General features: G+C 71.8%; 22 protein-coding genes. 14 read left to right on the plus strand and 8 right to left on the minus strand.

Features of this window, described 5'->3' with window-relative positions; genetic code table 11:
• Nucleotides 1-99: 99 nt before the first annotated feature.
• From CEB94_RS12660 to CEB94_RS12670, 3 genes are all read left to right on the plus strand, one after another.
• Nucleotides 100-732, plus strand: coding sequence for a TetR family transcriptional regulator (locus CEB94_RS12660; RefSeq protein ID WP_246111782.1), 633 nt, complete (start codon nucleotides 100-102; stop codon nucleotides 730-732).
• A gap of 73 nt (nucleotides 733-805) precedes the next feature.
• Nucleotides 806-2,014: an alpha/beta hydrolase family protein gene (locus CEB94_RS12665; protein ID WP_175432317.1), complete on the plus strand. Its 1,209-nt coding sequence runs from the start codon at nucleotides 806-808 to the stop codon at nucleotides 2,012-2,014.
• A gap of 66 nt (nucleotides 2,015-2,080) precedes the next feature.
• Nucleotides 2,081-2,938: a DUF4429 domain-containing protein gene (locus CEB94_RS12670; protein WP_175436980.1), complete on the plus strand. Its 858-nt coding sequence runs from the start codon at nucleotides 2,081-2,083 to the stop codon at nucleotides 2,936-2,938.
• A gap of 82 nt (nucleotides 2,939-3,020) precedes the next feature.
• On the opposite strand, the gene CEB94_RS12675 is transcribed toward CEB94_RS12670, so the two are convergent.
• Together CEB94_RS12675 and CEB94_RS12680 are read right to left on the minus strand one after the other, a co-directional pair.
• Complete coding sequence (locus CEB94_RS12675; protein WP_175432318.1) at nucleotides 3,021-4,037, minus strand: aldo/keto reductase; 1,017 nt, start codon at nucleotides 4,035-4,037, stop codon at nucleotides 3,021-3,023.
• Entirely contained in the window at nucleotides 4,034-4,501 is a 468-nt protein-coding gene (locus tag CEB94_RS12680) for a MerR family transcriptional regulator (protein ID WP_175432319.1), read from the minus strand. The genes CEB94_RS12675 and CEB94_RS12680 overlap by 4 nt, the downstream gene beginning before the upstream one ends.
• Before the next feature lie 202 nt (nucleotides 4,502-4,703).
• Here CEB94_RS12680 and CEB94_RS12685 point away from each other — a divergent pair, with 202 nt between their 5' ends.
• Nucleotides 4,704-5,519, plus strand: a complete 816-nt coding sequence (locus CEB94_RS12685; RefSeq protein WP_175432320.1) for a serine hydrolase domain-containing protein — start codon at nucleotides 4,704-4,706, stop codon at nucleotides 5,517-5,519.
• Between the two features lie 15 nt (nucleotides 5,520-5,534).
• On the opposite strand, the gene CEB94_RS12690 is transcribed toward CEB94_RS12685, so the two are convergent.
• Nucleotides 5,535-6,188, minus strand: a complete 654-nt coding sequence (locus tag CEB94_RS12690) for a pirin family protein (RefSeq protein WP_246111783.1) — start codon at nucleotides 6,186-6,188, stop codon at nucleotides 5,535-5,537.
• A 58-nt stretch (nucleotides 6,189-6,246) separates the two neighbouring features.
• Between CEB94_RS12690 and fasR the strand changes: the two genes are divergently transcribed.
• The 5 genes from fasR (at nucleotide 6,247) to fabF (ending at nucleotide 11,204) form a co-directional block, all read left to right on the plus strand.
• A complete protein-coding gene (gene fasR, locus CEB94_RS12695; RefSeq protein WP_175432321.1) occupies nucleotides 6,247-7,452 on the plus strand; it encodes a fatty acid biosynthesis transcriptional regulator FasR in 1,206 nt (401 codons plus the stop codon).
• Between the two features lie 89 nt (nucleotides 7,453-7,541).
• On the plus strand, nucleotides 7,542-8,498 hold the full coding sequence (locus CEB94_RS12700) for an ACP S-malonyltransferase (protein ID WP_175432322.1): 957 nt from the start codon (nucleotides 7,542-7,544) through the stop codon (nucleotides 8,496-8,498).
• A gap of 16 nt (nucleotides 8,499-8,514) precedes the next feature.
• On the plus strand, nucleotides 8,515-9,516 hold the full coding sequence (locus CEB94_RS12705) for a ketoacyl-ACP synthase III (RefSeq protein ID WP_175432323.1): 1,002 nt from the start codon (nucleotides 8,515-8,517) through the stop codon (nucleotides 9,514-9,516).
• Between the two features lie 81 nt (nucleotides 9,517-9,597).
• A complete protein-coding gene (locus tag CEB94_RS12710; protein WP_031131297.1) occupies nucleotides 9,598-9,846 on the plus strand; it encodes an acyl carrier protein in 249 nt (82 codons plus the stop codon).
• An 86-nt stretch (nucleotides 9,847-9,932) separates the two neighbouring features.
• The gene (gene fabF, locus CEB94_RS12715) at nucleotides 9,933-11,204 is read left to right on the plus strand and encodes a beta-ketoacyl-ACP synthase II (RefSeq protein ID WP_175432324.1); all 1,272 of its coding nucleotides are present in this window, start codon (nucleotides 9,933-9,935) and stop codon (nucleotides 11,202-11,204) included.
• Between the two features lie 167 nt (nucleotides 11,205-11,371).
• Here fabF and CEB94_RS12720 read toward each other — a convergent pair whose 3' ends face one another.
• Nucleotides 11,372-11,866 (minus strand): DUF3145 domain-containing protein, encoded by a 495-nt coding sequence (locus CEB94_RS12720; RefSeq protein ID WP_175432325.1) that lies wholly within the window; start codon nucleotides 11,864-11,866, stop codon nucleotides 11,372-11,374.
• Between the two features lie 257 nt (nucleotides 11,867-12,123).
• Between CEB94_RS12720 and CEB94_RS12725 the strand changes: the two genes are divergently transcribed.
• Together CEB94_RS12725 and CEB94_RS12730 are read left to right on the plus strand one after the other, a co-directional pair.
• Nucleotides 12,124-13,011, plus strand: a complete 888-nt coding sequence (locus CEB94_RS12725) for an SGNH/GDSL hydrolase family protein (RefSeq protein ID WP_175432326.1) — start codon at nucleotides 12,124-12,126, stop codon at nucleotides 13,009-13,011.
• Between the two features lie 27 nt (nucleotides 13,012-13,038).
• Nucleotides 13,039-14,010, plus strand: a complete 972-nt coding sequence (locus CEB94_RS12730) for an aldose epimerase family protein (protein ID WP_175432327.1) — start codon at nucleotides 13,039-13,041, stop codon at nucleotides 14,008-14,010.
• Nucleotides 14,011-14,091: 81 nt separating this feature from the next.
• Here the strand turns inward: CEB94_RS12730 and CEB94_RS12735 are convergent, their stop codons facing one another.
• Entirely contained in the window at nucleotides 14,092-16,524 is a 2,433-nt protein-coding gene (locus CEB94_RS12735; protein WP_175436982.1) for a beta-glucosidase H, read from the minus strand.
• 164 nt (nucleotides 16,525-16,688) lie between these two features.
• Nucleotides 16,689-16,913, minus strand: a complete 225-nt coding sequence (locus tag CEB94_RS41875) for a RidA family protein (protein ID WP_342789603.1) — start codon at nucleotides 16,911-16,913, stop codon at nucleotides 16,689-16,691.
• Nucleotides 16,914-16,991: 78 nt separating this feature from the next.
• Between CEB94_RS41875 and CEB94_RS12745 the strand changes: the two genes are divergently transcribed.
• Nucleotides 16,992-18,224, plus strand: a complete 1,233-nt coding sequence (locus CEB94_RS12745; protein WP_175432328.1) for a pyroglutamyl-peptidase I — start codon at nucleotides 16,992-16,994, stop codon at nucleotides 18,222-18,224.
• On the opposite strand, the gene CEB94_RS12750 is transcribed toward CEB94_RS12745, so the two are convergent.
• Complete coding sequence (locus CEB94_RS12750; protein WP_175432329.1) at nucleotides 18,178-18,993, minus strand: EI24 domain-containing protein; 816 nt, start codon at nucleotides 18,991-18,993, stop codon at nucleotides 18,178-18,180. The genes CEB94_RS12745 and CEB94_RS12750 overlap by 47 nt on opposite strands.
• A gap of 143 nt (nucleotides 18,994-19,136) precedes the next feature.
• Here CEB94_RS12750 and CEB94_RS12755 point away from each other — a divergent pair, with 143 nt between their 5' ends.
• Entirely contained in the window at nucleotides 19,137-21,704 is a 2,568-nt protein-coding gene (locus CEB94_RS12755; protein ID WP_175432330.1) for a M14 family zinc carboxypeptidase, read from the plus strand.
• On the plus strand, nucleotides 21,701-22,846 hold the full coding sequence (locus CEB94_RS12760) for a serine hydrolase domain-containing protein (RefSeq protein ID WP_175432331.1): 1,146 nt from the start codon (nucleotides 21,701-21,703) through the stop codon (nucleotides 22,844-22,846). The genes CEB94_RS12755 and CEB94_RS12760 overlap by 4 nt, the downstream gene beginning before the upstream one ends.
• A 68-nt stretch (nucleotides 22,847-22,914) precedes the next feature.
• On the opposite strand, the gene CEB94_RS12765 is transcribed toward CEB94_RS12760, so the two are convergent.
• The gene (locus CEB94_RS12765; protein WP_175432332.1) at nucleotides 22,915-23,334 is read right to left on the minus strand and encodes an organic hydroperoxide resistance protein; all 420 of its coding nucleotides are present in this window, start codon (nucleotides 23,332-23,334) and stop codon (nucleotides 22,915-22,917) included.
• Nucleotides 23,335-23,394 lie beyond the last annotated feature (60 nt).

The following is a 23,394-nucleotide window of genomic DNA, read 5'->3' on the forward strand; positions in this document are numbered from 1 at the left end:
CAGCCACTGACAAATGACAAACCGATTCACTAGTCGGTAACTGACACGACATCCCCGTATAGCCTGAACTGGGAGAACACTTCAGACGAGAGGCATGTCTTGAACCTGCGCGAACGCAAGAAGCGGCGCACCCGGGACGCACTGCTGCGGGCCGCGCTGGAACTGTTCGCCACGCGCGGGTACGAGGAAACGACCGTCGACGACATCGCCGCCGCCGTGGACGTCTCGCAGCGCACCTTCTTCCGCTACTTCGCTGGCAAGGAGGAGACGGCGTTCTTCGTGCCGCGCCTGGCGGAGACCCTCGTCGTCGAGGCGTTGCGCACGCGCCCGCCGGGCGAGGTGCCGCTGGAGGCGCTGCGCCGGGCCGTACTGGAGAGCTGGGACGCGATCAACGAGGCCGTCGAGGAGCTCGTGCCGATCGAGCTCCACATGCGCGTCTACCGGGTGATCGAGTCGACGCCCGCACTGCTCGCCGCACATCTGCGGCGGTCGGTGGAGCTGGAGGAGCAGCTCGCGGGCATCATCGCCGAGCGCGAGGGGCTCGACGTGGACGCGGACCCCCGGCCGAGGATCGTCGTGGCCCTGTTCGGCGGGGTGATTCGCGTCACCGAGCGGTTGTGGTCCGCGGGGGACGACCTCAGCCTCGGCGGAATGCGCGAACTCACCACCACATACCTGGATCAGGTGGGTCCCGCACTGGCCGGGAACTGGCGTGCGGAGCGGTCCCCTTAGCCCATACACCGAAACGTGATCCCGGTCACTTGGTTAACGCGAGACCCCTTCGTTCTCCTAGTGTGTCCTTTCAGTGACTTCCTTCGACACCTCCCCGCAACTGAACGTCTGGCGCGCACTGCTCGCTCTGGCCGTCGTGTTCGTGATGCTGGCGACCACCGGCTGGACGGCCCTGCGCAACCAGCGGGGCGACACGCCGTTGCAGGCCTCGCTCTCCGCCTGGGAGGACGGCCGGATCGGCGGTCACCGGCTGCCGGACCCGCAGTCCGAGCCGACGAGGCTGGCCCGCTTCTTCGCCTCGCTCACCGAGCAGGACCGTACGACCCTGGTCCGCAAGTACTCGCTCGCGGTGGGCAACATGAACGGCGCGCCGGTCGAGCTGCGCTATCGCGCCAACCACCTCGCGCTCGCCAAGGCGCGCAAGGTCGAGCGGGAACGCATGCACGACAAGCGCCTCACCGCGGCCGGGCAGCACGAGGCGGGCCGCAGGCTGCACCGCTTCGAGGACCTCATGGAGAAGGGCCGTCACATCCTGGCCTTCGACCCGGAAGGCTCGGGCCGGGTGGCGGAGGTCTTCGGCAACCTGCGCAGGGCCGAGCGGGTCTCGGTCGTCGTCCCCGGCGTCGACACCGACCTGCTCACCTTCCAGCGCACCCACCGCAAGTACACGGCGCCCGTCGGCATGGCCAAGTCCCTGTACGCGGCCGAGCGGCAGGTGAGCCCCTCGACCCGTACGGCCGTGATCGCCTGGGCCGACTACACGGCGCCCAGCGGACTCGGCATCGACTCGGCCACGGCGATGCGTGCCGAGGAGGGTGCCGTGCGGCTGAACGCGCTGGTGCGGTCGCTGCCGGGCGGCTCGCCGGTCTCGCTGTTCTGCCACAGCTACGGCTCCGTGGTGTGCGGCGTCGCCGCGCACACGCTGCCGGGCCGGGTGTCCGACATCGCGGTGGCCGGCAGCCCCGGCATGCGCGTCGAGAAGGCGGCCCAGTTGCACACCAGCGCCCGGGTGTGGGCGATGCGGGACTCCGACGACTGGATCCAGGACGTGCCCTACCTGGAGGTCGGCGGGCTGGGCCACGGAGCCGACCCGGTGTCCACGGGGTTCGGGGCGAGGGTGCTGTCGGCGGCGGGCGCGAAGGGTCACGCGGGCTACTTCGAGCCCGGGACGGCAAGTCTGTTCAATTTCGCAGAGATCGGCGTTGGCGCATACCGCTCGGTGCACTGCGCGCACGAAGACGGCGTCTGCCGTACCGGTTTGTCCGGCACGGCGGCGGTCTGACGCGCGTAGAGGCGAAGGAATTGCGGTCTGCTCGGGAGGGGGACGGAGGAGCGCGTGCCGCATACGATGAGCCGCATGGGTGACGTACTGGCCGGATTTCATGCCGCCTGGGAGTTCGAGTCCGACTCCGTGCTCATCCGCTACGAACGGGGGATTCGAACACCCAAGCTCTTCCAGGCCCTCGGGGAACGTCGTGTGCCCCTGGAGGCGATCGCCGGAGTGACGCTGACCCACGGCAAACGCGGCACGGTCGTGCTGCGTGTCGAGCCGCGCCCCGGGGCGGACCCCTTGATGGAGGCGGCCGCCGGGCAGCTGAAGGAGAGCGGCGACCCCTACCGGCTGGTGCTGCCCGCGGAGCGGGAGGTCCTCGCGGAGTACTACGCCGACGAACTGCGGACCCTGCTGACGGAGTCCGGGCCGGCGGACCGGTTCCTGGTGGAGCCGCCGAAGGGCCCGTTGTCCTTCAAGGCCTACGACGGCAAGGCGACCTTCGACGGACGGACCGTGAACTTCCGGTGGTTCTGGACGGGGGCGTCCTCGGCGAAGTGGAAGGCCGGCGACCAGAGCTTCTCCGTCGGGGAGCTGAACGGGGTGGAGTGGCGCTCGCCCGAGGTGTTCGAGGGACATCTGCGCCTGCTGCGGCGGGACATGGGAGAGGCCGCCGCGCAGGCGGATCAGGATCCGGCCGCGGTGGTGTTCGGGCTGGGGTACGGGCCGGTGCACGAGTCACTGCCGTTCGCCGCGGCGGTGCTGGCGGCGGTGCGGACGTCCGCACCGGTGGCCGCTGTGTCAGCGGCCGGGCCGCGCCGTGATCCTGCGGACATCGCCGAGCGGATTCGTCACCTGGGTGAGTTGCATCAGGCCGGGTTGGTGACGGATGAGGAGTTCTCGGTCAAGAAGGCCCAGTTGCTGTCGGAGCTTTAGCGTCTGCGGGGTGCTGCGCGCCGGCTGGTGCGGGTCGTGTGTGGCCGGTCGCGCAGTTCCCCGCGCCCCTAGGGGCGCTTCACTACTCCCGGCCGGCGGAGGTGAAGGTCATGTCCGCGTAGCGGGCGCCCGCCACCTGGGCCGCGATGCCGTCCAGCAGGTCCAGTTGCTCGTCGGTCAGGACGATCCTGGTCGCCGCCGTGTTCTCCTCCACCCTGGCGGGCTTGCGGGTACCCGGGATCGGGATGACCGGCAGGTCGTGGATCGACGCCTGCTGCTGGGTCCAGGCCAGGGCCGTCTGACCGAGGGTCGCGTCGTGGGCCTCGGCCACCGAGCGGATCAGCTCCAGCAGGGTCGCGTTCGCCGTGGCGTTCTCGCCCGTGAAACGGGGCTGCTGACGGCGGAAGTCACCGGCGCTCAGGTCCTGCTCGGCGTTGGTGAAGGAGCCGGTGAGGAAGCCCCGGCCGAGCGGTGAGTACGCGACGAGGGCCACGCCCAGGTCACGGGCCGCGGGAACGACGTGCGTCTCGATGTCACGGCTGAACAGCGACCACTCCGACTGCACGGCGGCGATGGGGTGGACGGCGTGGGCGGCACGCAGCTCGTCGGCCGTGACCTCGCTCAGGCCGAGGTGCTTGACCTTGCCCTCGCGGACCAGGTCGGCCATGGTGCCGACGCTCTCCTCGATCGGCACGTTCACATCACGCCGGTGCATGTAGTAGAGGTCGATGACATCGACGTCCAGGCGCTTCAGGCTCGCTTCGACGGCCTGGCGGATGTAGGGCGGGTCGTTGCGGATGACCCGGCGCGTCGGGTCGTCCGGGGGGATCGACAGGGCGAACTTGGTCGCGATGACGACCTCGTCACGGTGGGCTTTGAAGAACGGCGACAGGAACCGCTCGTTCTCGCCGGCGCCGTACGCGTCGGCCGTATCATAGAAGGTGACGCCGAGTTCGAGCGCCCGTTCCAGGGTGGCCCGGGACGCGTCCGCGTCCGAGGGGCCGTAGCCGAAGCTCATGCCCATGCAGCCGAGGCCCTGGACGCTCACCTCGGGACCGTGGTCGCCGAGGTTCGCCGTCGTGATCTTGCCGTCCGTCATCGGGACCTCTCCGACGCCAGGGCACGCCCGGCGTCCGCGTAGAAACTGATCTTCCGGTCGAGCACGGCGAGCGTGCCCCGGAGTTCGTCGATCCTGGCCAGGACGTCCTCCCGGGTCGTCTTCAGCAGATCGAAGCGCTCGCCGTAGGTGTGGTCGCCCTCGCGCACCAGTTCCGCGTACCGGACCATGTCCGCGACCGGCATGCCCGTCAGGCGGAGCTTGCCGACCAGGTCGAGCCAGTCGAGGTCGCGGTTGGTGTAGCGGCGCTGGCCGGTGTGGGACCGGTCGATGTGCGGCATCAGTCCGATGCGCTCGTACCAGCGCAGGGTGTGAGCCGTCAGGCCGGTGAAGGCGACGACCTCGCTGATCGTGTAGTGGTCGTCGCCGTCCGGGCGCCGGTTCTGCTGCCGCGTCGGGCCGGCGCAGCTGTCGGTCCTGGTCCCCGTGGTCTCCATCACCGTCATGGCCCCAACGCTAGAACCCTGGAGTGCACTCCAAGCAAGCGCCGACGGTAAGAAATCGGCAGGACCGTTCCTGATCCGGCTGGTCAGCGTACGCGGTCCTGAGTGTCGTACGTCGCGCCCTGTCGTGCGTCGCTCTGTCGGGTTCCGGCCCGAGCCCGACCCCTTGCCGGAGCTCACGCTCTGAGCGCATAGGCTCGAACGCATGTCGCTGAAGAGCCTCGCGCTGATCGAGAACTGGCCGGTTCCCACCGCTGCGGCGGGTGTCGTACGGGCGGACGGCACCGTCCTCGGCACCCATGGCCCGGCCGGGCAGCGGTTCCCGCTCGCCTCGGTGACCAAGCCGCTGGCCGCCTACGCGGTGCTCGTCGCGTACGAGGAGGGGGCCGTCGAGTTCGACGAGCCCGCGGGTCCCACCGGGTCGACGGTCCGGCACCTGCTCGCGCACACCTCGGGCCTGGCCTTCGACGAGCACAGGGTCACGGCCCCGCCCGGGGAGCGGCGGCTGTACTCCAACGCCGGTTTCGAGCAGCTCGGCGACCATGTCGCGAGGGCGACCGACATCCCGTTCGCCGAGTACCTGCGGCAGGCCGTGCTGGAGCCGCTGGGCATGGCCTCGACGACCCTGGAGGGTTCCCCGGCCAAGGACGGGGTCTCGACGGTGGAGGATCTGCTGCGGTTCGCGGCCGAGGTGCAGGCGCCGAGGCTGCTGGACCCGCGTACGGTCGCCGAGGCGATGACCGTGCACTACCCGGGCACCAAGGGCGTCCTGCCGGGCTACGGCCACCAGAACCCCAACGACTGGGGGCTCGGCTTCGAGATCCGCGACTCCAAGTCGCCGCACTGGACGGGCTCCTCGTCCTCACCGCGCACGTTCGGGCATTTCGGGCAGTCGGGTACGTTCCTGTGGATCGACCCGGACGCGGGCGCGGCCTGCGTGGCGCTGACGGACCGGGCGTTCGGCCCCTGGGCGACCGAGGCCTGGCCGGCGTTCACGGACGCGGTGCGCGCGGAGCTCTAGAAGAGGCCGGGCCCTCTAGGTCATCTCCCAGATCAGCAGCTCCGCCTCGCTCACGCCCTCGGCCTCCAGGCCCTTGGCGCCCGTGATCCGGGCCGCGTCACCGGCGCCCAGTTCCTCGCCGTCCAGACGGACGTCACCGCGTACGACATGCACGTACGCGTACGTCCCGTCCGGCACCGCCGTGCGCTCCCCGGGTCCGAGGCGCCGCACGTGCAGCATCGCGCCGGCCTCCGGGACGGCGTAGGGCGTCGAGTCGGCGATGCCGTGGACGACTTCGTGGAAGGGGTCGCCGCCTGGCCGGAGCGGGGCCAGCCACGTCTGGATGAAGGTCAGGGGCTCCGGGCCGTCGTTGCGCTCCACGTGCCGCACCCCGCCCGCCGAGCTGAGCCGCTGCACATCGCCGTGCCGAACGACCGACTCGTGCCCGGTGGAGTCCCGGTGGGTCAGCTCGCCCCGCACCACCCAGGTCACGATCTCGGTGTGACTGTGCGGATGCTCGTCGAAGCCGGCCCCCGGCGCCAGCCGCTCCTCGTTGCACGCGAGCACCGCACCGAAGCGGAGGTTGTCCGGGTCGTAGTGGGGGCCGAAGGAGAAGGCGTGCCACGTCTCGATCCCTGCGGCCGAATCCCCTCCGGGGTAGCGCTCGCCCGCGCGCCTCACGTCCATCACGGAGTCCACCGTAGACCCGGCGGCCCACCTTCCCGTCCGGATAAGGCAGTCTTGTCCCGTGCCCGAACCCGAAACCAGTAAGAACGAAGCCGCAGCCCACGCCGTCCATCCGCATTCCGCGACGCTGAAGCGGCTGGAGAAGTCGTCCGGATCGCTGGCCGCGCAGGCCATCGCGCGGATGGACGAGACGCTGCCCTGGTACCGGGCCATGCCCCCGGAGAACCGTTCCTGGATCGGTCTCGTCGCGCAGGCGGGCATCGCCGCGTTCACCGAGTGGTTCCGGCGTCCGGAGGCCCCGCAGGCCATCTCCACCGACGTGTTCGGCACCGCGCCGCGCGAGTTGACCCGGGCGATCACACTGCGCCAGACCGTGGAGATGGTGCGCACCACCATCGAGGTCATGGAGAGCGCGATCGACGAGGTCGCGGCCCCCGGCGACGAGCGCGTGCTGCGTGAGGCGCTGCTCGTCTACGCGCGGGAGATCGCCTTCGCCACGGCCCAGGTGTACGCGCAGGCCGCCGAGGCACGCGGCGCCTGGGACGCCCGGCTGGAGTCCCTGGTCGTGAACGCCGTGCTCAGCGGCGAGGCCGACGAGGGTGCCGTGTCGCGGGCCGCCGCCCTCGGGTGGAACTCGCCCGAGCACGTGTGCGTGGTGCTCGGCACGGCGCCCGACGGGGACAGCGAGCTGACCGTCGAGGCCATACGGCGCGCGGCCCGGCACGCCAAGCTCCAGGTGCTCACCGGGGTGCTCGGCGACCGGCTCGTCGTCATCGCGGGCGGCAGCGACAACCCGCTGGCCGTCGCCAAGTCGCTCATCGGCCCGTTCGCGGCCGGGCCGGTCGTGGCGGGCCCGGTGGTGCCGGACCTGCTGGCCGCGACCCGGTCCGCGCAGGCCGCCGCGGCCGGGCTGAAGGCGGGTTCCGCCTGGCAGGACGCCCCGCGCCCGGTCCTGGCGGACGATCTGCTCCCGGAGCGGGCGATGGCCGGAGACCCCTCGGCCCGTGAGCAACTGGTGGAGGAGATCTACAGACCGCTGGAGGAGGCAGGGGCCGCGCTCCTGGAGACCCTCAGCGTCTATCTCGAACAGGCGAGCAGTCTCGAGGGTGCCGCCCGGATGCTGTTCGTTCATCCCAACACCGTCCGCTACCGGCTTCGACGTGTGACTGACGTCACCGGTTGGTCACCCTCCGATGTACGCTCTGCGTTCACACTGCGGATCGCGCTGATCCTGGGGCGTCTGGTCGATGGAGATCTCCAGCCCTAAGGTTTTGTCGGGGCTCGACAAAACCCCCCTGTGTTCTTCGTCCCTGTCCCCACGGGCGGCCGTGCCCGTTCCCAAGAGAGAGTGTGAGAGTGCTCGTACTCGTCGCTCCCGGCCAGGGCGCTCAGACGCCCGGCTTCCTGACTGAATGGCTCGACTTCCCCGGTGTTCGCGGTGCCCTCGAGGCCTGGTCGGACGCCGTGGGACTCGACCTGATCCGTTACGGCACCGAGGCGGACGCGGAGGAGATCCGCGACACCGCGGTGGCGCAGCCGCTGCTGGTCGCGGCCGGACTGGCGTCGGCGTCCCTGCTGTTCGAGGACCCGGCCGACTTCCCGCGGAAGGTCGGCGCCGTCGCCGGGCACAGCGTCGGCGAGTTCACCGCCGCCTCGCTCGCCGGGGTGCTCCCGCACGAGGAGGCCCTCCGCCTGGTCCGCACCCGTGGGCTCGCCATGGCCGAGGCCGCCGCCGTCACCGAGACGGGCATGGCCGCGCTGCTGGGCGGCGACCCGGACGTGACGGTCCCGCATCTGACGAAGCTGGGTCTGACCCCCGCCAACATCAACGGCGCGGGCCAGATCGTCGCGGCCGGCACCAAGGAGCAGCTCGCCGCGCTGGAGGCGGACAAGCCCGAGGGCGTGCGCAAGGTCGTCGCGCTGAAGGTCGCCGGCGCGTTCCACACGCACCACATGGCCCCCGCGGTCGACACGCTGGCCAAGGCCGCCGAGGCCCTGACGCCCGGCGACCCGAAGCTCACCTACGTCTCCAACGCCGACGGGCGGGCCGTCGCCACCGGCAGCGAGGTGCTGGACCGTCTGGTCGGCCAGGTCGCCAACCCGGTCCGCTGGGACCTGTGCATGGAGACCTTCAAGGAGCTGGGCGTCACGGCCCTGGTCGAGCTGTGCCCCGGCGGCACCCTCACCGGCCTCGCCAGGCGCGCCCTGCCCGGCGTGAAGACCCTGGCCCTGAAGTCACCCGCCGATCTCGACGCGGCTCGTGAGCTCATCGCCGAGACGCCAACATCTGCCGCTGACGCGGCGGGTGCCTGACAAGGAGCCGGAGAGCATGGCGAAGATCAAGCCCAGCAAGGGCGCCCCGTACGCACGCATCCTCGGTGTCGGCGGCTACCGCCCGACCCGGGTCGTGCCGAACGAGGTGATCCTCGAGACGATCGAGTCGTCCGACGAGTGGATCCGCTCGCGCTCCGGCATCGAGACGCGGCACTGGGCCTCCGACGAGGAGACCGTCGCCGCGATGTCGATCGAGGCGTCCGGCAAGGCCATCGCCGACGCGGGCATCTCCGTCGAGCAGATCGGCGGCGTCATCGTCTCGACCGTCTCGCACTTCAAGCAGACCCCTGCCGTCGCCACCGAGATCGCCGACAAGCTGGGCACCGCCAGGGCCGCCGCCTTCGACATCTCGGCCGGCTGCGCGGGCTTCGGCTACGGTCTCACGCTCGCCAAGGGCATGATCGTCGAGGGCTCGGCGGAGTACGTCCTGGTGATCGGTGTCGAGCGGCTGAGCGACCTGACGGACCTGGAGGACCGCGCGACGGCCTTCCTGTTCGGCGACGGCGCCGGAGCGGTCGTGGTCGGCCCGGCCAACGAGCCCGCGATCGGCCCGACCGTGTGGGGCTCCGAGGGCGACAAGTCCGAGACCATCAAGCAGACCGTGCCGTGGACGGACTACCGTGACGGGACGGTCGAGAAGTTCCCCGCGATCACCCAGGAAGGCCAGGCGGTGTTCCGCTGGGCCGTGTTCGAGATGGCGAAGGTCGCCCAGCAGGCGCTGGACGCGGCCGGGATCACCGTGGACGACCTGGACGTCTTCATCCCGCACCAGGCCAACGTGCGGATCATCGACTCGATGGTGAAGACCCTGAAACTGCCGGAGCACGTCACGGTCGCCCGTGACATCCGCACCACCGGCAACACCTCGGCCGCCTCGATCCCGCTCGCGATGGAGCGGCTCCTGGCGACCGGCGAGGCGAAGAGCGGCGACACCGCGCTCGTCATCGGCTTCGGGGCGGGTCTCGTCTACGCCGCGACTGTCGTTACCCTCCCCTAGGCACTCCGTGCCGGATCATGCGATCCGGCACGGAGAGAAACACCTGCCACACCCTCTGGATATCTACGAAGGAGCGCCAACATGGCCGCCACTCAGGAAGAGATCGTCGCCGGTCTCGCCGAGATCGTGAACGAGATCGCCGGCATCCCGGTTGAGGACGTCCAGCTGGACAAGTCCTTCACCGACGACCTGGACGTCGACTCGCTGTCCATGGTCGAGGTCGTCGTCGCCGCCGAAGAGCGCTTCGACGTCAAGATCCCCGACGAGGACGTCAAGAACCTCAAGACCGTCGGTGACGCGACGAACTACATCCTCAAGCACCAGGGCTGATCAGCCGATCAGGCCTTCGGGCTGACTGCCCCGCCACCCGGCGGTGGCGCCGCTTAATCCTCGGATCCGTTGGAGAAAGAATTCCCGTGAGCTCGACCAATCGCACCGTGGTCGTCACCGGTATCGGCGCAACCACACCGCTGGGTGGCGACGCAGCCTCTACCTGGGAGGGCCTGATCGCCGGACGTTCCGGCGTCAAGCCCTTGGAGCAGGAGTGGGCGGCCGACCAGGCCGTCAAGATCGCGGCCCCGGTCGCCGTGGAGCCGACCGAGGTCATCCCGCGGCCGCAGGCCCGCCGACTGGACCGCTCGGCGCAGTTCGCGCTGGTCGCGGCCAAGGAGGCCTGGGCCGACGCCGGCTTCGAAGCGAAGGCCGGCGACGACCCGAACATCGACCCCGACCGGCTCGGCGCGGTCATCGCCTCCGGTATCGGCGGCGTGACGACGCTGCTCGACCAGTACGACGTGCTGAAGGAGAAGGGCGTCCGCCGCGTCTCCCCGCACACCGTGCCCATGCTGATGCCCAACGGCCCGTCGGCCAACGTGGGGTTGGCCGTGGGTGCCCGGGCGGGCGTGCACACACCGGTCTCCGCCTGCGCCTCGGGCGCCGAGGCCATCGGCTACGCCATCGAGATGATCCGCACCGGCCGCGCCGACGTCGTCGTCGCGGGTGGCACGGAGGCGGCGATCCACCCGCTGCCCATCGCCGCGTTCGGCAACATGATGGCGATGTCCAAGAACAACGACGACCCGCAGGGCGCGTCGCGCCCCTACGACACCGCCCGCGACGGCTTCGTCCTCGGTGAGGGCGCCGGTGTCGTGGTCCTGGAATCCGCCGAGCACGCCGCGAAGCGCGGGGCCCGGGTGTACGCCGAGGCGGTCGGGCAGGGCATCTCCGCCGACAGCCACGACATCGTGCAGCCGGAGCCGGAGGGGCGGGGCATCTCGCAGGCCCTGCAGAACCTGCTGGAGCGCAACGACCTGGACCCGGCGGAGATCGTGCACGTCAACGCGCACGCGACGTCGACGCCGGCCGGTGACATCGCCGAGCTGAAGGCGCTGCGGAAGGTGTTCGGCGACGACGCCGACCACTTCGCGGTGTCCGCGACGAAGTCGATGACCGGGCATCTGCTGGGTGGTGCCGGTGGGGTCGAGACGGTGGCGACCGTGCTCGCGCTGTACCACCGGGTGGCTCCGCCGACCATCAACGTCGAGAACCTCGACCCGGAGGCCGAGGCGAACGCCGACGTCGTCCGCGGTGAGGCGCGCAAGCTGCCGGTCGAGGGCCGGATCGCCGCGCTGAACGACTCGTTCGGGTTCGGTGGGCACAACGTGGTCCTGGCGTTCCGGACGATTTGATCCCGAGCGTTGTTCGGCCCGAACTCCCTGAGGGGGGTTCGGGCCGTTCGCCGTTTCTGTGAAGTGGTGTGCCGGGTGCGGGCCGGTGGGGGCCGGTCGCGCCCACGCGGCGGAGCCGCACATGAAACAGCCCCGCGCCGCCTACAGCGCGTCCCCCTCAAGTCCGTCTACACCACCTGGTGCAACCAGCGGACCGGGGCGCCTTCGCCGGCGTAGCGGAAGGGTTCCAGCTCGTCGTCCCAGGGCTTGCCGAGGAGTTTGCTGAGCTCGGCCTCCAGGTCGGTCTCGCCGCGCTGCGAGCGCTTCAGGGCCGCTCTGAGCCGGTCCTCGGGGATGAGGATGTCGCCGTGGATGCCGGTGACGGCGTGGTAGATACCCAGGTCGGGGGTGCAGCTGTAGCGCTCGCCCTCGGCGGTGGCGCAGGGTTCCGCGGTGACCTCGAAGCGGAGGAGGTGCCAGCCGCGCAGCGCCGAGGCCAGCTTGGACGCGGTGCCCGCCTGGCCCTGCCAGGAGAACTCCGAGCGCCAGGTGCCCGGGGCGGCCGGCTGGCGGATCCAGTCCAGGCTGACGCGTGTGCCGAGCACCCCGGCGACGGCCCACTCGACGTGCGGGCACAGCGCGCGCGGCGCGGAGTGCACGTACAGAACTCCACGTGTCGTCACCGGAACCTCCGGGCAGAGCGGGACATGGTGCAAGGGCGGAACGGCTGTGACCGGGCGGGTCACGTTGATGGCGAGGCTACCGTGCGGCGGAGCAAGGAGTGTGACGTACGGTCGGTCCAGGTGCCGGGAAACGCCTGCCATTCACCCAGGGGGACGCTTGTACGGGTGTGAGCCGTTGCACCTGATCGGTCGGGAACCCTCGTGCGTTGTTATGGGTTGGGGAGACAGGCACGGCGTGGCGAGGGGATGGACCAGGGATGCGGAAGCGAGGCCGTCGCACACGGGGCGTTCTGGCCATGGTCGCGGCGGCCGTGCTGGGGGTCGCCGGGTGTGATGCCGTGGGGGGCGATTCCGCCGCCCCGTCGGAGACCGCGAAACCGTCGCCGAGGCCCACGCCCCTGTGGGACCGCAGTCCGAGTTCGGTCGCGGCCGTCGGTGACTCCATCACGCGCGGGTTCGACGCCTGTGACGTGCTGTCGGACTGTCCGGAGGCGTCCTGGGCGACCGGCGCGAGCCCCGAGGTCGACTCGCTCGCGGTGCGGCTGCTGGGGAAGGCCGGGGCCGCCCGGCGGAGCTGGAACTACGCCGTGACCGGGGCGCGGATGGCCGATCTGCCCGGGCAGATGGCGCAGGCGGTGCGGCGGAAACCGCAGCTGGTGACGGTGATGGTCGGGGCGAACGACGCCTGCCGGTCCACACCCTCGGCGATGACGCCGGTCTCCGCCTTCCGTGCCGACTTCGAGGACTCCCTGCGCTCCCTGCGCAAGGCCCTGCCCAAGGCGCAGGTGTTCGTGGCGAGCGTGCCGAACCTGAAGCGGCTGTGGTCGCAGGGGCGTACCAGCCCGATGGGCAAACAGGTGTGGCAGCTGGGCATCTGCCCGTCGATGCTGGGCGACCCGGACGCCCTGGACTCGGCGGCGGTTCTGCGGCGGGACACGGTGCACAAGCGGGTGGAGGACTACAACAAGGTGCTGAGGGAGGTCTGCGCCGAGGACAAGCGGTGCCGCTACGACGGGGGCGCGGTGCACGACTACCGCTTCGGCACCGCCCAGTTGAGCCGCTGGGACTACTTCCACCCCAGCGTGAACGGACAGGCCCGGCTGGCCGAGATCGCGTACCGCACCGTCACCGCGAAGAAGCCCTGACCCGGACCCTGGCCTAGAGTTCCGCACATGAACGAACTCTTCGGAACACTTTCCGACGGGACCCCGGTGCACCGCTGGACCCTGGAGCGGGCGGGCGTGCGGGTGCGGGTCCTGTCGTACGGCGGGATCGTGCAGTCCGTGGAGGTGCCGGACCGTGCGGGCCGGGCCGGGGACGTGGTGCTGGGGTTCCCGGATCTCGACGGGTATCTCGCCCACTCGGAGCCGTACCTCGGCGCCCTGGTCGGGCGGTACGCCAACCGGATCGCCGGGGGCCGGTTCACCCTGGACGGGCGGACGTACGCGCTGGAGCCGAACAACGGGCCGAACTCGCTGCACGGCGGAGCGCGCGGCTTCGACAAGCGGGTGTGGGACGCGGTGCCGGTCGAGCACGGGGTGCGGCTGACGCGGGTCGGTCCGCACGGCGAGGAGGGGTTCCCTGGGCGGCTGGAGGTGTCGGCGACGTACACGCTCGACGAGGGCGGGGCGCTGCGGATCGCGTACGAGGCGGTGACGGACGCGCCGACCGTGGTGAACCTGACCAACCACAGCTACTTCAACCTGGCCGGTTCCGGTGACGCGGGCGGCCATGAGCTGCGGCTGGCCGCCTCCCGGTACACGCCGGTCGACGCGGACCTGATCCCCGTCGGCGGCCCGGAGGAGGTCACCGACACGCGCTTCGACTTCCGCGAGGCCCGCAAGACCGGCTCCGGCTACGACCACAACTTCGTGCTCGACAAGGGGGTGACGGACACTCCGGTGGAGGTCGCCGAGCTGCACGACCCGGCGTCGGGGCGGGTGCTGACGGTGGCGACCACCGAGCCCGGCCTCCAGCTGTACACCGCCGACCACCTGGCCGGGCCCTTCGCGCCCGGCGACGGCATCGCGCTGGAGACCCAGCACTTCCCCGACTCGCCGAACCGGCCGGAGTTCCCGACGACCGTGCTGCGGCCGGGCGAGGTGTTCCGCTCGGAGACGGTGTACGGGTTCGGCACCCGCTGAGGGGGCCCGTGACCGACCACGAGCCCCGGTCCGGAGGTCAGGTCCCGGACCGGGGCTGCTGGGTGGGGAACTTGTCCCGGATCAGACGTTAATCGTCGCGGTGATCCTGCGGTCCGTGATCGAGCGTCCGACCTGGATCTCGTACGAACCCTTCACAAACGACCACGAGCCGGTCGCCTCGTCCCAGACCTCGAAGGCGCGGCGCGGCAGTTCGACGGTGGCCTCGACGCTGTCGCCGGGGGCGGCCTCGACGCCCGCGAAGCCCGCGAGCCAGCGCGCCGGGCGGGTGGGGTCGGGCTCGCCCGGGGCCAGGTAGAGCTGGACGACCTCGCGGCCGGGGCGGTCGCCGGTGTTGCGGAGGCGGACCTTCGCTGTCGTCGTCTCGGCGGTCTCCTCCACCTCCACGGAATCGTAGGTCCAGTCGGTGTAGCCGAGGCCGTGACCGAAGGGGTAGGCGGGACTGCGGCCGTGCTTCTCCCAGGCGCGGTATCCGATGAAGACGCCCTCTTCGTAGGGGAGTTCGCCGTTGCTGGGGACGACCTGGGTGACCGGGGCGTCGGTGAGGGCGCCCCAGGTGGTGGGCAGGCGGCCGCCGGGTTCGTGGGCGCCGGTGAGGACGTCCGCGAGGGCCGCGCCGCCCTCCTGGCCGGGGAACCAGGACAGGAGCACGGCGGCGACGTCGTCGCGCCACGGCAGTTCCACCGGGGAGCCGGAGTTGACGACCACGACGGTGTGGGGGTTGGCGGCGGCGACGGCGCGGACCAGGTCGTCCTGGCGGCCGGGCAGGCGCAGGTCGGCGCGGTCGAAGCCCTCGGACTCCACGCGGTCGGTGGTGGCGACCACGACGACGGCCGTGTCTGCGGCCCGGGCGGCCGCGGCGGCCTCGGCGACCAGTTCGTCGGCGTCGCGCTGCGGGTCCTGGTGGGCGAGGGTGAAGCCGATGACCCGCATGGGGTGGTCGCCGAGCGGCGGGACCGTGTGGGTGAGGGAGACCTCGACCGGTTCGCCCGCGGTGAGTTCGGGCCGGGCGTGGGGCACCGGGGCGCCGAAGAAGGCCGCGAAGGGGTCGCCGTCCTCGGCGGGGCGCTGGACGTCGTCGAAGTACGTGGTGCCGGCGACCGTGAGCTTGAAGGGGCCGAGGCCCTTGAAGCCGAAGGTGTGCGTGCCGCTCTCGCGCGGGGTGAAGGTGCCGGTCAGTTCGACGCTGTGCAGGGTGTCGTGCGTGACGCCGTCGGGCAGGTCGGCGCCCATCCACTGGATGTGGCCGCTGGGGGCCGAGCGCGCGCCGATGACCCGGCCGGCCGCGTCGCGACAGACGGCGCGCAGCTCGAAGCCCTGGTCGGCGACGGGGAGTTCGGTGTTGGGGTCGGCACCGAGGGTGTAGGTGAGGGTGTCGTCGGGGAGGGCGGCGGTGAGGCCGTCGAGCGGGGAGACGACGCGGGCGGGGAAGACGGTGGCGGAGCCGCCGCCGAGGACGCGGGCGTCGCGGGCGGCGGCTCCGATCAGCGCGACCCGGCCGGGCTTCAGCGGCAGCGCGCCGCCCTCGTTGCGGACGAGGACGAAGGAGCGGCGGGCGATCTCGCGGGCGAGCGCCTCGCCGTGGACGGGCTCGGGCAGGTCGGTGACGGCCGGTTCGGCGCCCTGGAGGATGCCGACCCGGGCGGCGAGGCGCAGGACGCGGCGGACGGCCTCGTCGACCTGGGCCTCGTCCGCCTCGCCGTCCCGCACGGCCCGGGCGAGGGCCTCGCCATAGACCGTGCCGGGGCCGGGCATGGCGATGTCGAGGCCGCCGGTGAGGGCGCCGGTGGTGGAGCGGGCGGCGGTCCAGTCGGAGACGTTGGCGCCGTCGAAGCCCCATGTGCCGCGCAGGACCTCGTTGACCAGGTAGTGGTGCTCGGTCATGGTCGGGCCGTTGACGGAGTTGTAGGCCGTCATGATGCCCCAGGGGTGGGCGTTCTCGACGATCGCCTCGAAGGGGGCCAGGTACAGCTCGCGCAGGGCGCGTTCGCCGACGAGGTTGTTCACGGTGAGGCGGTCGGTCTCGGCGTCGTTGGCGACGAAGTGCTTGACGGTGGTGCCGACGCCGCCGGACTGGACGCCCCGGACGTACTCGGTACCGATCCGCCCGGTGAGGTACGGGTCCTCGCTGTAGGCCTCGAAGTGGCGGCCGCCGAGCGGGGAGCGGTGCAGGTTGACCGTGGGGGCGAGCAGGACGTGGACGCCCTTGCGGCGGGCCTCCTGAGCCAGCAGTACGCCTGCCCGGTGCGCGAGGCCGGGGTCCCAGGTGGCGGCCAGGGCGGTCGGGGAGGGCAGGGCGACGGACGGGTCGTCGGCGCTCCAGTGCACTCCGCGGACTCCGATCGGGCCGTCGGACATGACCAGTGAGGCCAGTCCGGCCTCCGGCAGCGCGGGCAGGCTCCACAAGTCCTGGCCGGCCAGCAGCCGCGTCTTGGCGTCCAGGCCGAGCTTGCCGAGGGCGGCCTCGACGGCGACCTCACGGGCCGCGTCCTGCATCGCCTGTGTCGTATCCGCCACGCCGGCCTCCTCGTTGAAGTCGAGTACGTCATCATCCTGCCTCGGCGGCATGCGAAGGATTCGCGACCGCGACCGGTAATCGAGCAACCCACACTGCGAGCAACCACGTCCGCGAGAGCGAGGGCCGACGACCGACGACCGACCTAGCGGGCCGGTACGGCGGCCACGACCTCCCCCTCGACGAGGGCCTCGGGGCGGCAGAGCCGGGCCGCCTCGAAGGTCATGCCGGTCGGCGGGGTGCCGGTGAGGAACTGCCGCCGTACGGTGCCGTATTCCGCCAGCCGGGAGATGCCGGCCAGGTACGCGGCGGCCTTCCTGGGCGCGGTGCGGGAGGCGACGGCGAAGATCCCCGTCTGCGCCGCACCCATGGCGTGGACCGCACCCGTCACGCGATACTGCGGCGGTCCGGCACCGACCCCCCACCGCGACGGAAGGCCTGAACACCCTTGAATTCCCTACGCGTTCGCCTCGGCGTCCTCGGCCTCGCCCTGCTGACCGGCTTCACCACCCCGACGGCGGCGAGCGCCGCCCAGGGGGCACCCGCTCCCACCGTCGAGGAGCAGCGGCTCGACCGGGCGGCGCCCCAGGAGATCCTGCGGCGCTCCGGGTTCGACACCGTGGCCCCGCGGCTGGCCCGGGCCCTCGACGCGGCCCGCTCCTACGGGGAGGCCCGCCGGGCGGTCACGCGCGAGGGCGCGCGGCTGTGGCAGCGCGCGGTCGACCGGGCGCAGGGGCGCGGCGGCGTGGGCGGGGACCTCAGCCGGGACGACGACCGGCCCCTGTACTGGGCGCGGCTCGGCATGACGCGTGAGGTGCGCACCTGGGAGCCGGGGTTCGGCCTGACGGACGGGCGGCGGGCGGCGCTGCTGGGCGAGCTGGAGCGTACCTCGCGCGGCCAGAGCGCCATCAGCTATCCGCACGGCAAGGGCCTGAAGCGGATCCTGCTCACCGGCTTCGACCCGTTCACCCTCGATCGGGACATCCGTATCTCCAACCCGTCCGGCGCCACCGCGCTGGCGCTCGACGGCGCGGTGATCGAGACGGCGGACGGCCCGGCCCGGATCGAGACGGCCGTGTTCCCGGTGCGCTGGCGGGACTTCACCGAGGGCACCGTGGAGCGGACTCTGCGGCCGTACCTGCCGGAGGTCGACCTGTTCACGACGGTGAGCCAGGGCCGGGTCGGGCGGTTCGACATCGAGCGGACCAACGGGGCCTGGCGGGGCGGCTTCGGCGACAACGACAACATCGGCCGCACCGAGACCGTGCCGGTGACCGACCCGGCCTCGCAGCCGCAGTGGACGACGACCACGCTGCCCTACGCGGCGATCGTCGCCGCGAACACCGGCCGCTTCCCCGTGTACGACAACACCGGCGTCACCGAGATACCGGCGGGCGGCACCGAGCCCGTCGTACGCCCCGACGGGCCCACCCCCGGCTCGACCGCTCGGGCGGGCGGCGGCGGGGACTACCTCTCCAACGAGATCGCCTACCGGGCGACGCTGCTCCGGGACCGGCTGGGGCTGCGCGACACGCTGCCGGGCGGGCATGTGCACACGCCGGTGCTGCAGTTCGGGGCCGGGAACACCACCGAGGTCACCGACCCGGAGTTCGTGCGGAACCGGCTGGACATCATCACGCAGGTGAGGACGATCCTGAAGGTGGCTGCGGAAGGGTCGTGACGTCCCCGTCGCCCTCCTCACGGATCTCCTCGCCCAGCAGGTCACGCGCCATGAGGGTGGCGCCCGCGACCGCGCCCGGCATCAGGAACACCGCGACGAACGGCACCAGGAAGGCCACGGCGAGCGGCGTGCCGAAGCCCCACACGAGGGTCTTGCGGGAGCGCAGCAGGGTCAGGCGGGTGCGCAGTTCGACGCTGCGGCGCTGGAGGGCGACGGCGGTCAGTTCCTCGGTGAGGAAGAACCCGGTGACGAAGAACCCGATCACCGGGACGGCCGTCTGCCCGACCACCGGGATGAAACCGCAGGCGAACAGCAGCACACCCCACAGGGCGGCCCGCACCACGATGCGGAGACTGTCGCGGGCGGAGATCCACAGTTCGCGCCAGAGCGGCAGCCCCGACTCGGGGGCGTGCCCGTCCGGGGACACGTCCCGGTCGACCTTCTCGGAGAGGTTCTCGTAGAAGGGCTGCCCGATCAGCAGGGTCACCGCGGTGAAGGTCACGACGGCGAGGAGCAGGGAGAGGGCGAACAGCACGGCGGTCAGGAAGCCGCGGAAGAGCCCGAGCCAGGGGCTCGACCAGTCGTCGGCGAAGGGCGTCGCCCAGGTCACGGCGTCCTCGCCCCACAGCGCCAGCGCGACGAGCGCCGCCGCGTACAGGACGAGGGTGATCAGGCCCGGGAGCAGTCCGAAGCCGTATTGCCTGCCGTGCCGGGCCACCCACCGCTGGCCCTTCAGGAGGTACCGGAAACCCACCCCTAGATCGCGCATGGGGAAACCTTATCGGGGCAGGCCGGGCCGGTCCCCGACAGGGCCGTACGGGGCTGCGGTGAGACCAAGGCGCCCTTGTTGCCGTTGAGTCGAACCGGTACACCTCGCCGTACCGATCTCAGGAAGCCCCGGAGGAGGCACGCGTGCGCACCACGAGAAGCGTTCCCGCGAGACCCGCGCTGTTAGTCACCCTGGCCCTGGCCACGGCGGGTTCACTCCTGCTCGCCCCCGGCGCCGCCGGTGCGGACCCCCAGCCCGTCACCCGTGAGGGCTCCGCCGTGGACGACCGCGCGGCCCGGGCTCCCGCGAGCGCGACGCGACGCGCGTTGACCGCGGACGTCGCCGCCCGCACCACCGCCCGCGCCTACCCCCGCCGCCAGGCCCTCTCCCCCGACCCGGAGAACCCCGGCGACAAGTCCCTGAAGCTGGGTCTCACGCCGTACCACGCGATCGCGCCGAAGCTGAACGCCCTGCAGCGCCTCGGCGACCGGGTGAGCGTGGAGGTGACGGGCCGCTCGGCCGGCGGCCACCGCCTCTACCTCGTCACCGTCACCGCCCCGGAGACCACCCGGCAGGCCCGCGCCCAGGAGCGGATGCGCGAGCTGATCGGGAACACACCGGCCGCGGCGGCCAAGTCCCGTGAGATCAAGCGCGACTACAAGACCCCGGTCTTCGTCAACAGCAACATCCACGGCAACGAGTGGGAGGGCACGGACGCCTCCCTGAAGGTCATCGAGCGGCTCGCGACGGCGAAGGACGCCAAGACCAGGGACCTGCTCGCGCACAGCCGCCTGTACTTCAACATCACGGCCAACCCGGACGGCCGTATCGCCGGGACCCGCGCCAACGCGGCCGGCTTCGACCTGAACCGGGACTTCGTCACCGCCTCCCAGCCCGAGACGCGGGCGATGCGGCAGATCGAGATCGGCACGCAGCCGGCCGTCCTGCTCGACCTGCACGGCTACGTCAACGGCACCCTCATCGAGCCCACCACTCCCCCGCACGGCGAGAACTACGAGTACGACCTCTTCCTGAAGAACAGCTACGCCAACGCCCTCGGCATGGAATCCGCGGTCAACGCCCTCGGCTACACGCCGGCGAAGGACGGCGTGGAGGCGGCCCAGATCCCGTTCCGCGACCAGGAGGAGGGCTGGGACGACTGGCCGCCGATCTTCACCCCGCAGTACGCGGCCTTCCACGGCACGGTGGCCGCCCACACGGTGGAGATCCCCCTGGCGGTGAACAACGAGGAGTACGACGAGCTGCCCGTGCCGGAGCTGCGCCGCCGTTCGGCGGTCAACACGGCGGTGGCGGGCGCGGCGATCCGCGCGACCCTGGACCATGTCCGCGAGCACCGCGGCACCCTGATCACCGACCAGATCGAGGTCTTCCGCCGCGGCGCGACGGGCGCCGCGCAGGTGCCGGTGTCCGCGCAGACGGTCCCCGGCGTGCCCGGCATCGGCCCGGAGGACGTCTACACGACCGTGTTCCCGCGCGCCTACGTCATCCCGCCCGGCGACGCCCGCACCCAGCGCTCGGGACCCGCTGCCGCCCGCCTGGTCGATCACCTGCTGGCCAACGACGTCCGTGTCACCCGCGCCACCCGCCCCTTCCGGCTCGCCGGACGGACGTACCCCGGGGGTTCGTACGTCGTCGACATGCGCCAGCCCAAGCGCGGCATGGCGAACGTGCTGCTGGCCGACGGCCGGGACATCAGCGGCAAGGTCTCGGTGATGTACGACATCTCCGGCTGGAGCCTGGGCGGTCTGTGGGGCGCCACGGTCGAGCGGGTGCCGTCGGGCAGCCTGCGGGGCGCGCCCCTGCGCGCGATCGGCGAGGCCGCACCGGTGGCCCACCTGCCCGCGCACGGCGACCTCCGGCTGCGGCTGACTGATCCGCGCGAGGTCGCCGCCCTCAATTCCCTGCTGCGGCAGGGCGTGCCGGTTCGGCGGGCGGCGGACGGCAACGTGATCGTCCCGGCGTCGGCCCGCCGCGAGGCCCGCTCGGCCGCCCGCGCCCACGACGTCGCCTTCACGGCCACGCGGCAGAACGGCACGGCACCGCTGAACCGCCTCCGCGTCGCCGCCGCCGTCACGCCGGGCGAGCTGTTCGCCCTGCGGGAGATGGGCTTCGACGTCACTCCGGTCTCGACGGACGTCCTGAACGCCGGCTTCGACTGGTCCGGCACGGACGTGTTGTTCGTGTCCGCCGGCCTGGACCACGCGGCGTTGACCGCCTCCGCCCGGCGGGCTCTGGACGCCTTCCTGGACGGGCACGGACTGGTCGGCCGGGGCGCGACGGGAGCGGCCCTGAACGCGGCGGCGGGCCTGCTGGCCGTCAAGCCGGTGGAGGGCAACGCGGACGCGAACGGCGTGGTGCGGGTGCGGAACTCGGGCGGCATCACGCTCGACGCCCCGAGCCACGGCTTCGTCTACGCCCCGATCTGGTTCACCGACCTGGGGCCTGGCGTCCGCGTGGAGCAGTCGTACGCGACCGGGAACCCGCTGGTCTCCGGGCACTGGCGGCCGCTGCGGGACGGCACCGGCGGTCCCGCGGCCGCCGCCGGGCAGGCCTCGGTCGTCAGCGGGGACCGGACGGTTCTGTTCGGCACCGAACCACTCTTCCGGGACCATCCCAAGGGGGAATTCCCGCAGGTGGCAAGGGCATTGTTCACAGTGGCACACAGCGCTTCGGTTGAGGAGAGCGGATGACGCAGGAGATCCACGGCACCGTGGCGGACGGCTTCGAGGCGGTGCGCGAGGAGTTCGCCGCGTTCGTCGCCGGGGAGCGAGCCGACTACGAGGGGCAGCTGTGCGCCTACGTCCACGGCCGGAAGGTCGTCGACCTGTGGGCGGGGACCGCCGCCGACGCCCTCTACGGCGTGTTCTCGTCCACCAAGGGAGCCGCCTGCCTGGTCGTGGCTCTGCTCGTCCAGGACGGCACGCTCGAACTGGACCGCAAGGTGACGTACTACTGGCCGGAGTTCGCGGCCGAGGGCAAGGGCGCCCTGACCCTGCGGGATCTGCTGGCGCACCGGGCGGGCGTGGTCGGCACGGACTCCGGCTTCACGCTCGCGGAGCTGGCCGACGACCGCCAGCTCGCCGAGCGCCTCGCCGACCAGCGGCCGTTCTGGCGCCCGGGCACGGCGTTCGGCTATCACGCGCTGGTCGCCGGCGCCCTGGCCGGTGAGGTCGTACGCCGCGCCACGGGCCGCACGCTCCAGGAGGTCTACCAGGAGCGGATCAGAACCCCGTACGGGCTGGACTTCCACCTGGGTCTGCCCGCGTCCGAGGAACCGCGCTTCCGCGGCACCCAGCCGCTGGAACCGACTCCCGAGCAGCAGGCCGTCCTCGACGCCACGCCCACGGGCCCGCACTCGCTGGCCTCGATCGCGTTCAACGGCCACGCGGCGGAGCCGACCGACCTGGTCTCCCTTCCGAACATGCCGCTGATCCGCGCCAAGGGCCCGGCGTCGGTGGGCGGGGTGGCGTCCGCGCGGGGCCTGGCGGGGATGTACGCGGCGGCGATCAGCGAGGTGGGCGAGCTGCCGGCGCTGCTGAAGCCGGACACGGTGGCGGAGTTCGGCCAGCTCCACTCGGCGGGCTACGACCTGGTCGCCCGGGCCCACAAGTCGTTCGGGCTCGGCTTCCAGACGACGGCTGACACGTGGCACCCGTTCCTCGGCGCCGGGACGATCGGGCACAGTGGCGCGGCCGGCTCCCAGGCCTTCGCGGACCCGTGGAGCGGCCTCGCCTACGGCTACACGCGCCGCCGGTTCGCCTTCCCGGGCGGGGCGGCACCGGAGAACAACCGCCTGGCGCTCTCGGTCCACACGGCGGCGCTCGCCTTCTGAGTCCGGGCACGGACGGAGGCCGCACCCCACGTCCAAGGGTGCGGCCTCCGCGTACGCGACGAGTGTCGTCAGACCAGCGTCACGGTGATGTCGCCGCGGGTCGCCTTCGAGTACGGGCAGACCCCGTGGGCCTTCTCGATCAGCGACCGGGCGAGCCCCCGGTCCACCTCGGGGATGTCGGCCGAGATCTCGACGATGATCCCGAAGCCGTCCCCGTTCTTGCCGAGGCCGACCTTCGCGGTCACGGTCGAACCGGTGAGGTCGGCCCCCTCCTGACGGGCGACGACACCGAGAGCGCCCTGGAAGCAGGCGCTGTACCCGGCGGCGAAGAGCTGCTCCGGGTTGGTGCCGGCGCCGCTCCCGCCCATCTCCTTCGGCGGGTTGACGACGAGGTCGAGCTTGCCGTCGTCGGTGGCGACCCGGCCGTCGCGCCCGTTCTCGGCGGTGGCGATGGCGGTGTACAGGACGTCGGACTGCTGGATCGGCATGCGGTTGTGTTCCTTCGGTCGTCCGCCGCGGCTCGCGCCCGGGCCGGGACGGATTCGGAA

The sequence above is a fragment of the Streptomyces hawaiiensis genome, assembly GCF_004803895.1.
In the GTDB taxonomy this organism is placed as follows: domain Bacteria; phylum Actinomycetota; class Actinomycetes; order Streptomycetales; family Streptomycetaceae; genus Streptomyces; species Streptomyces hawaiiensis.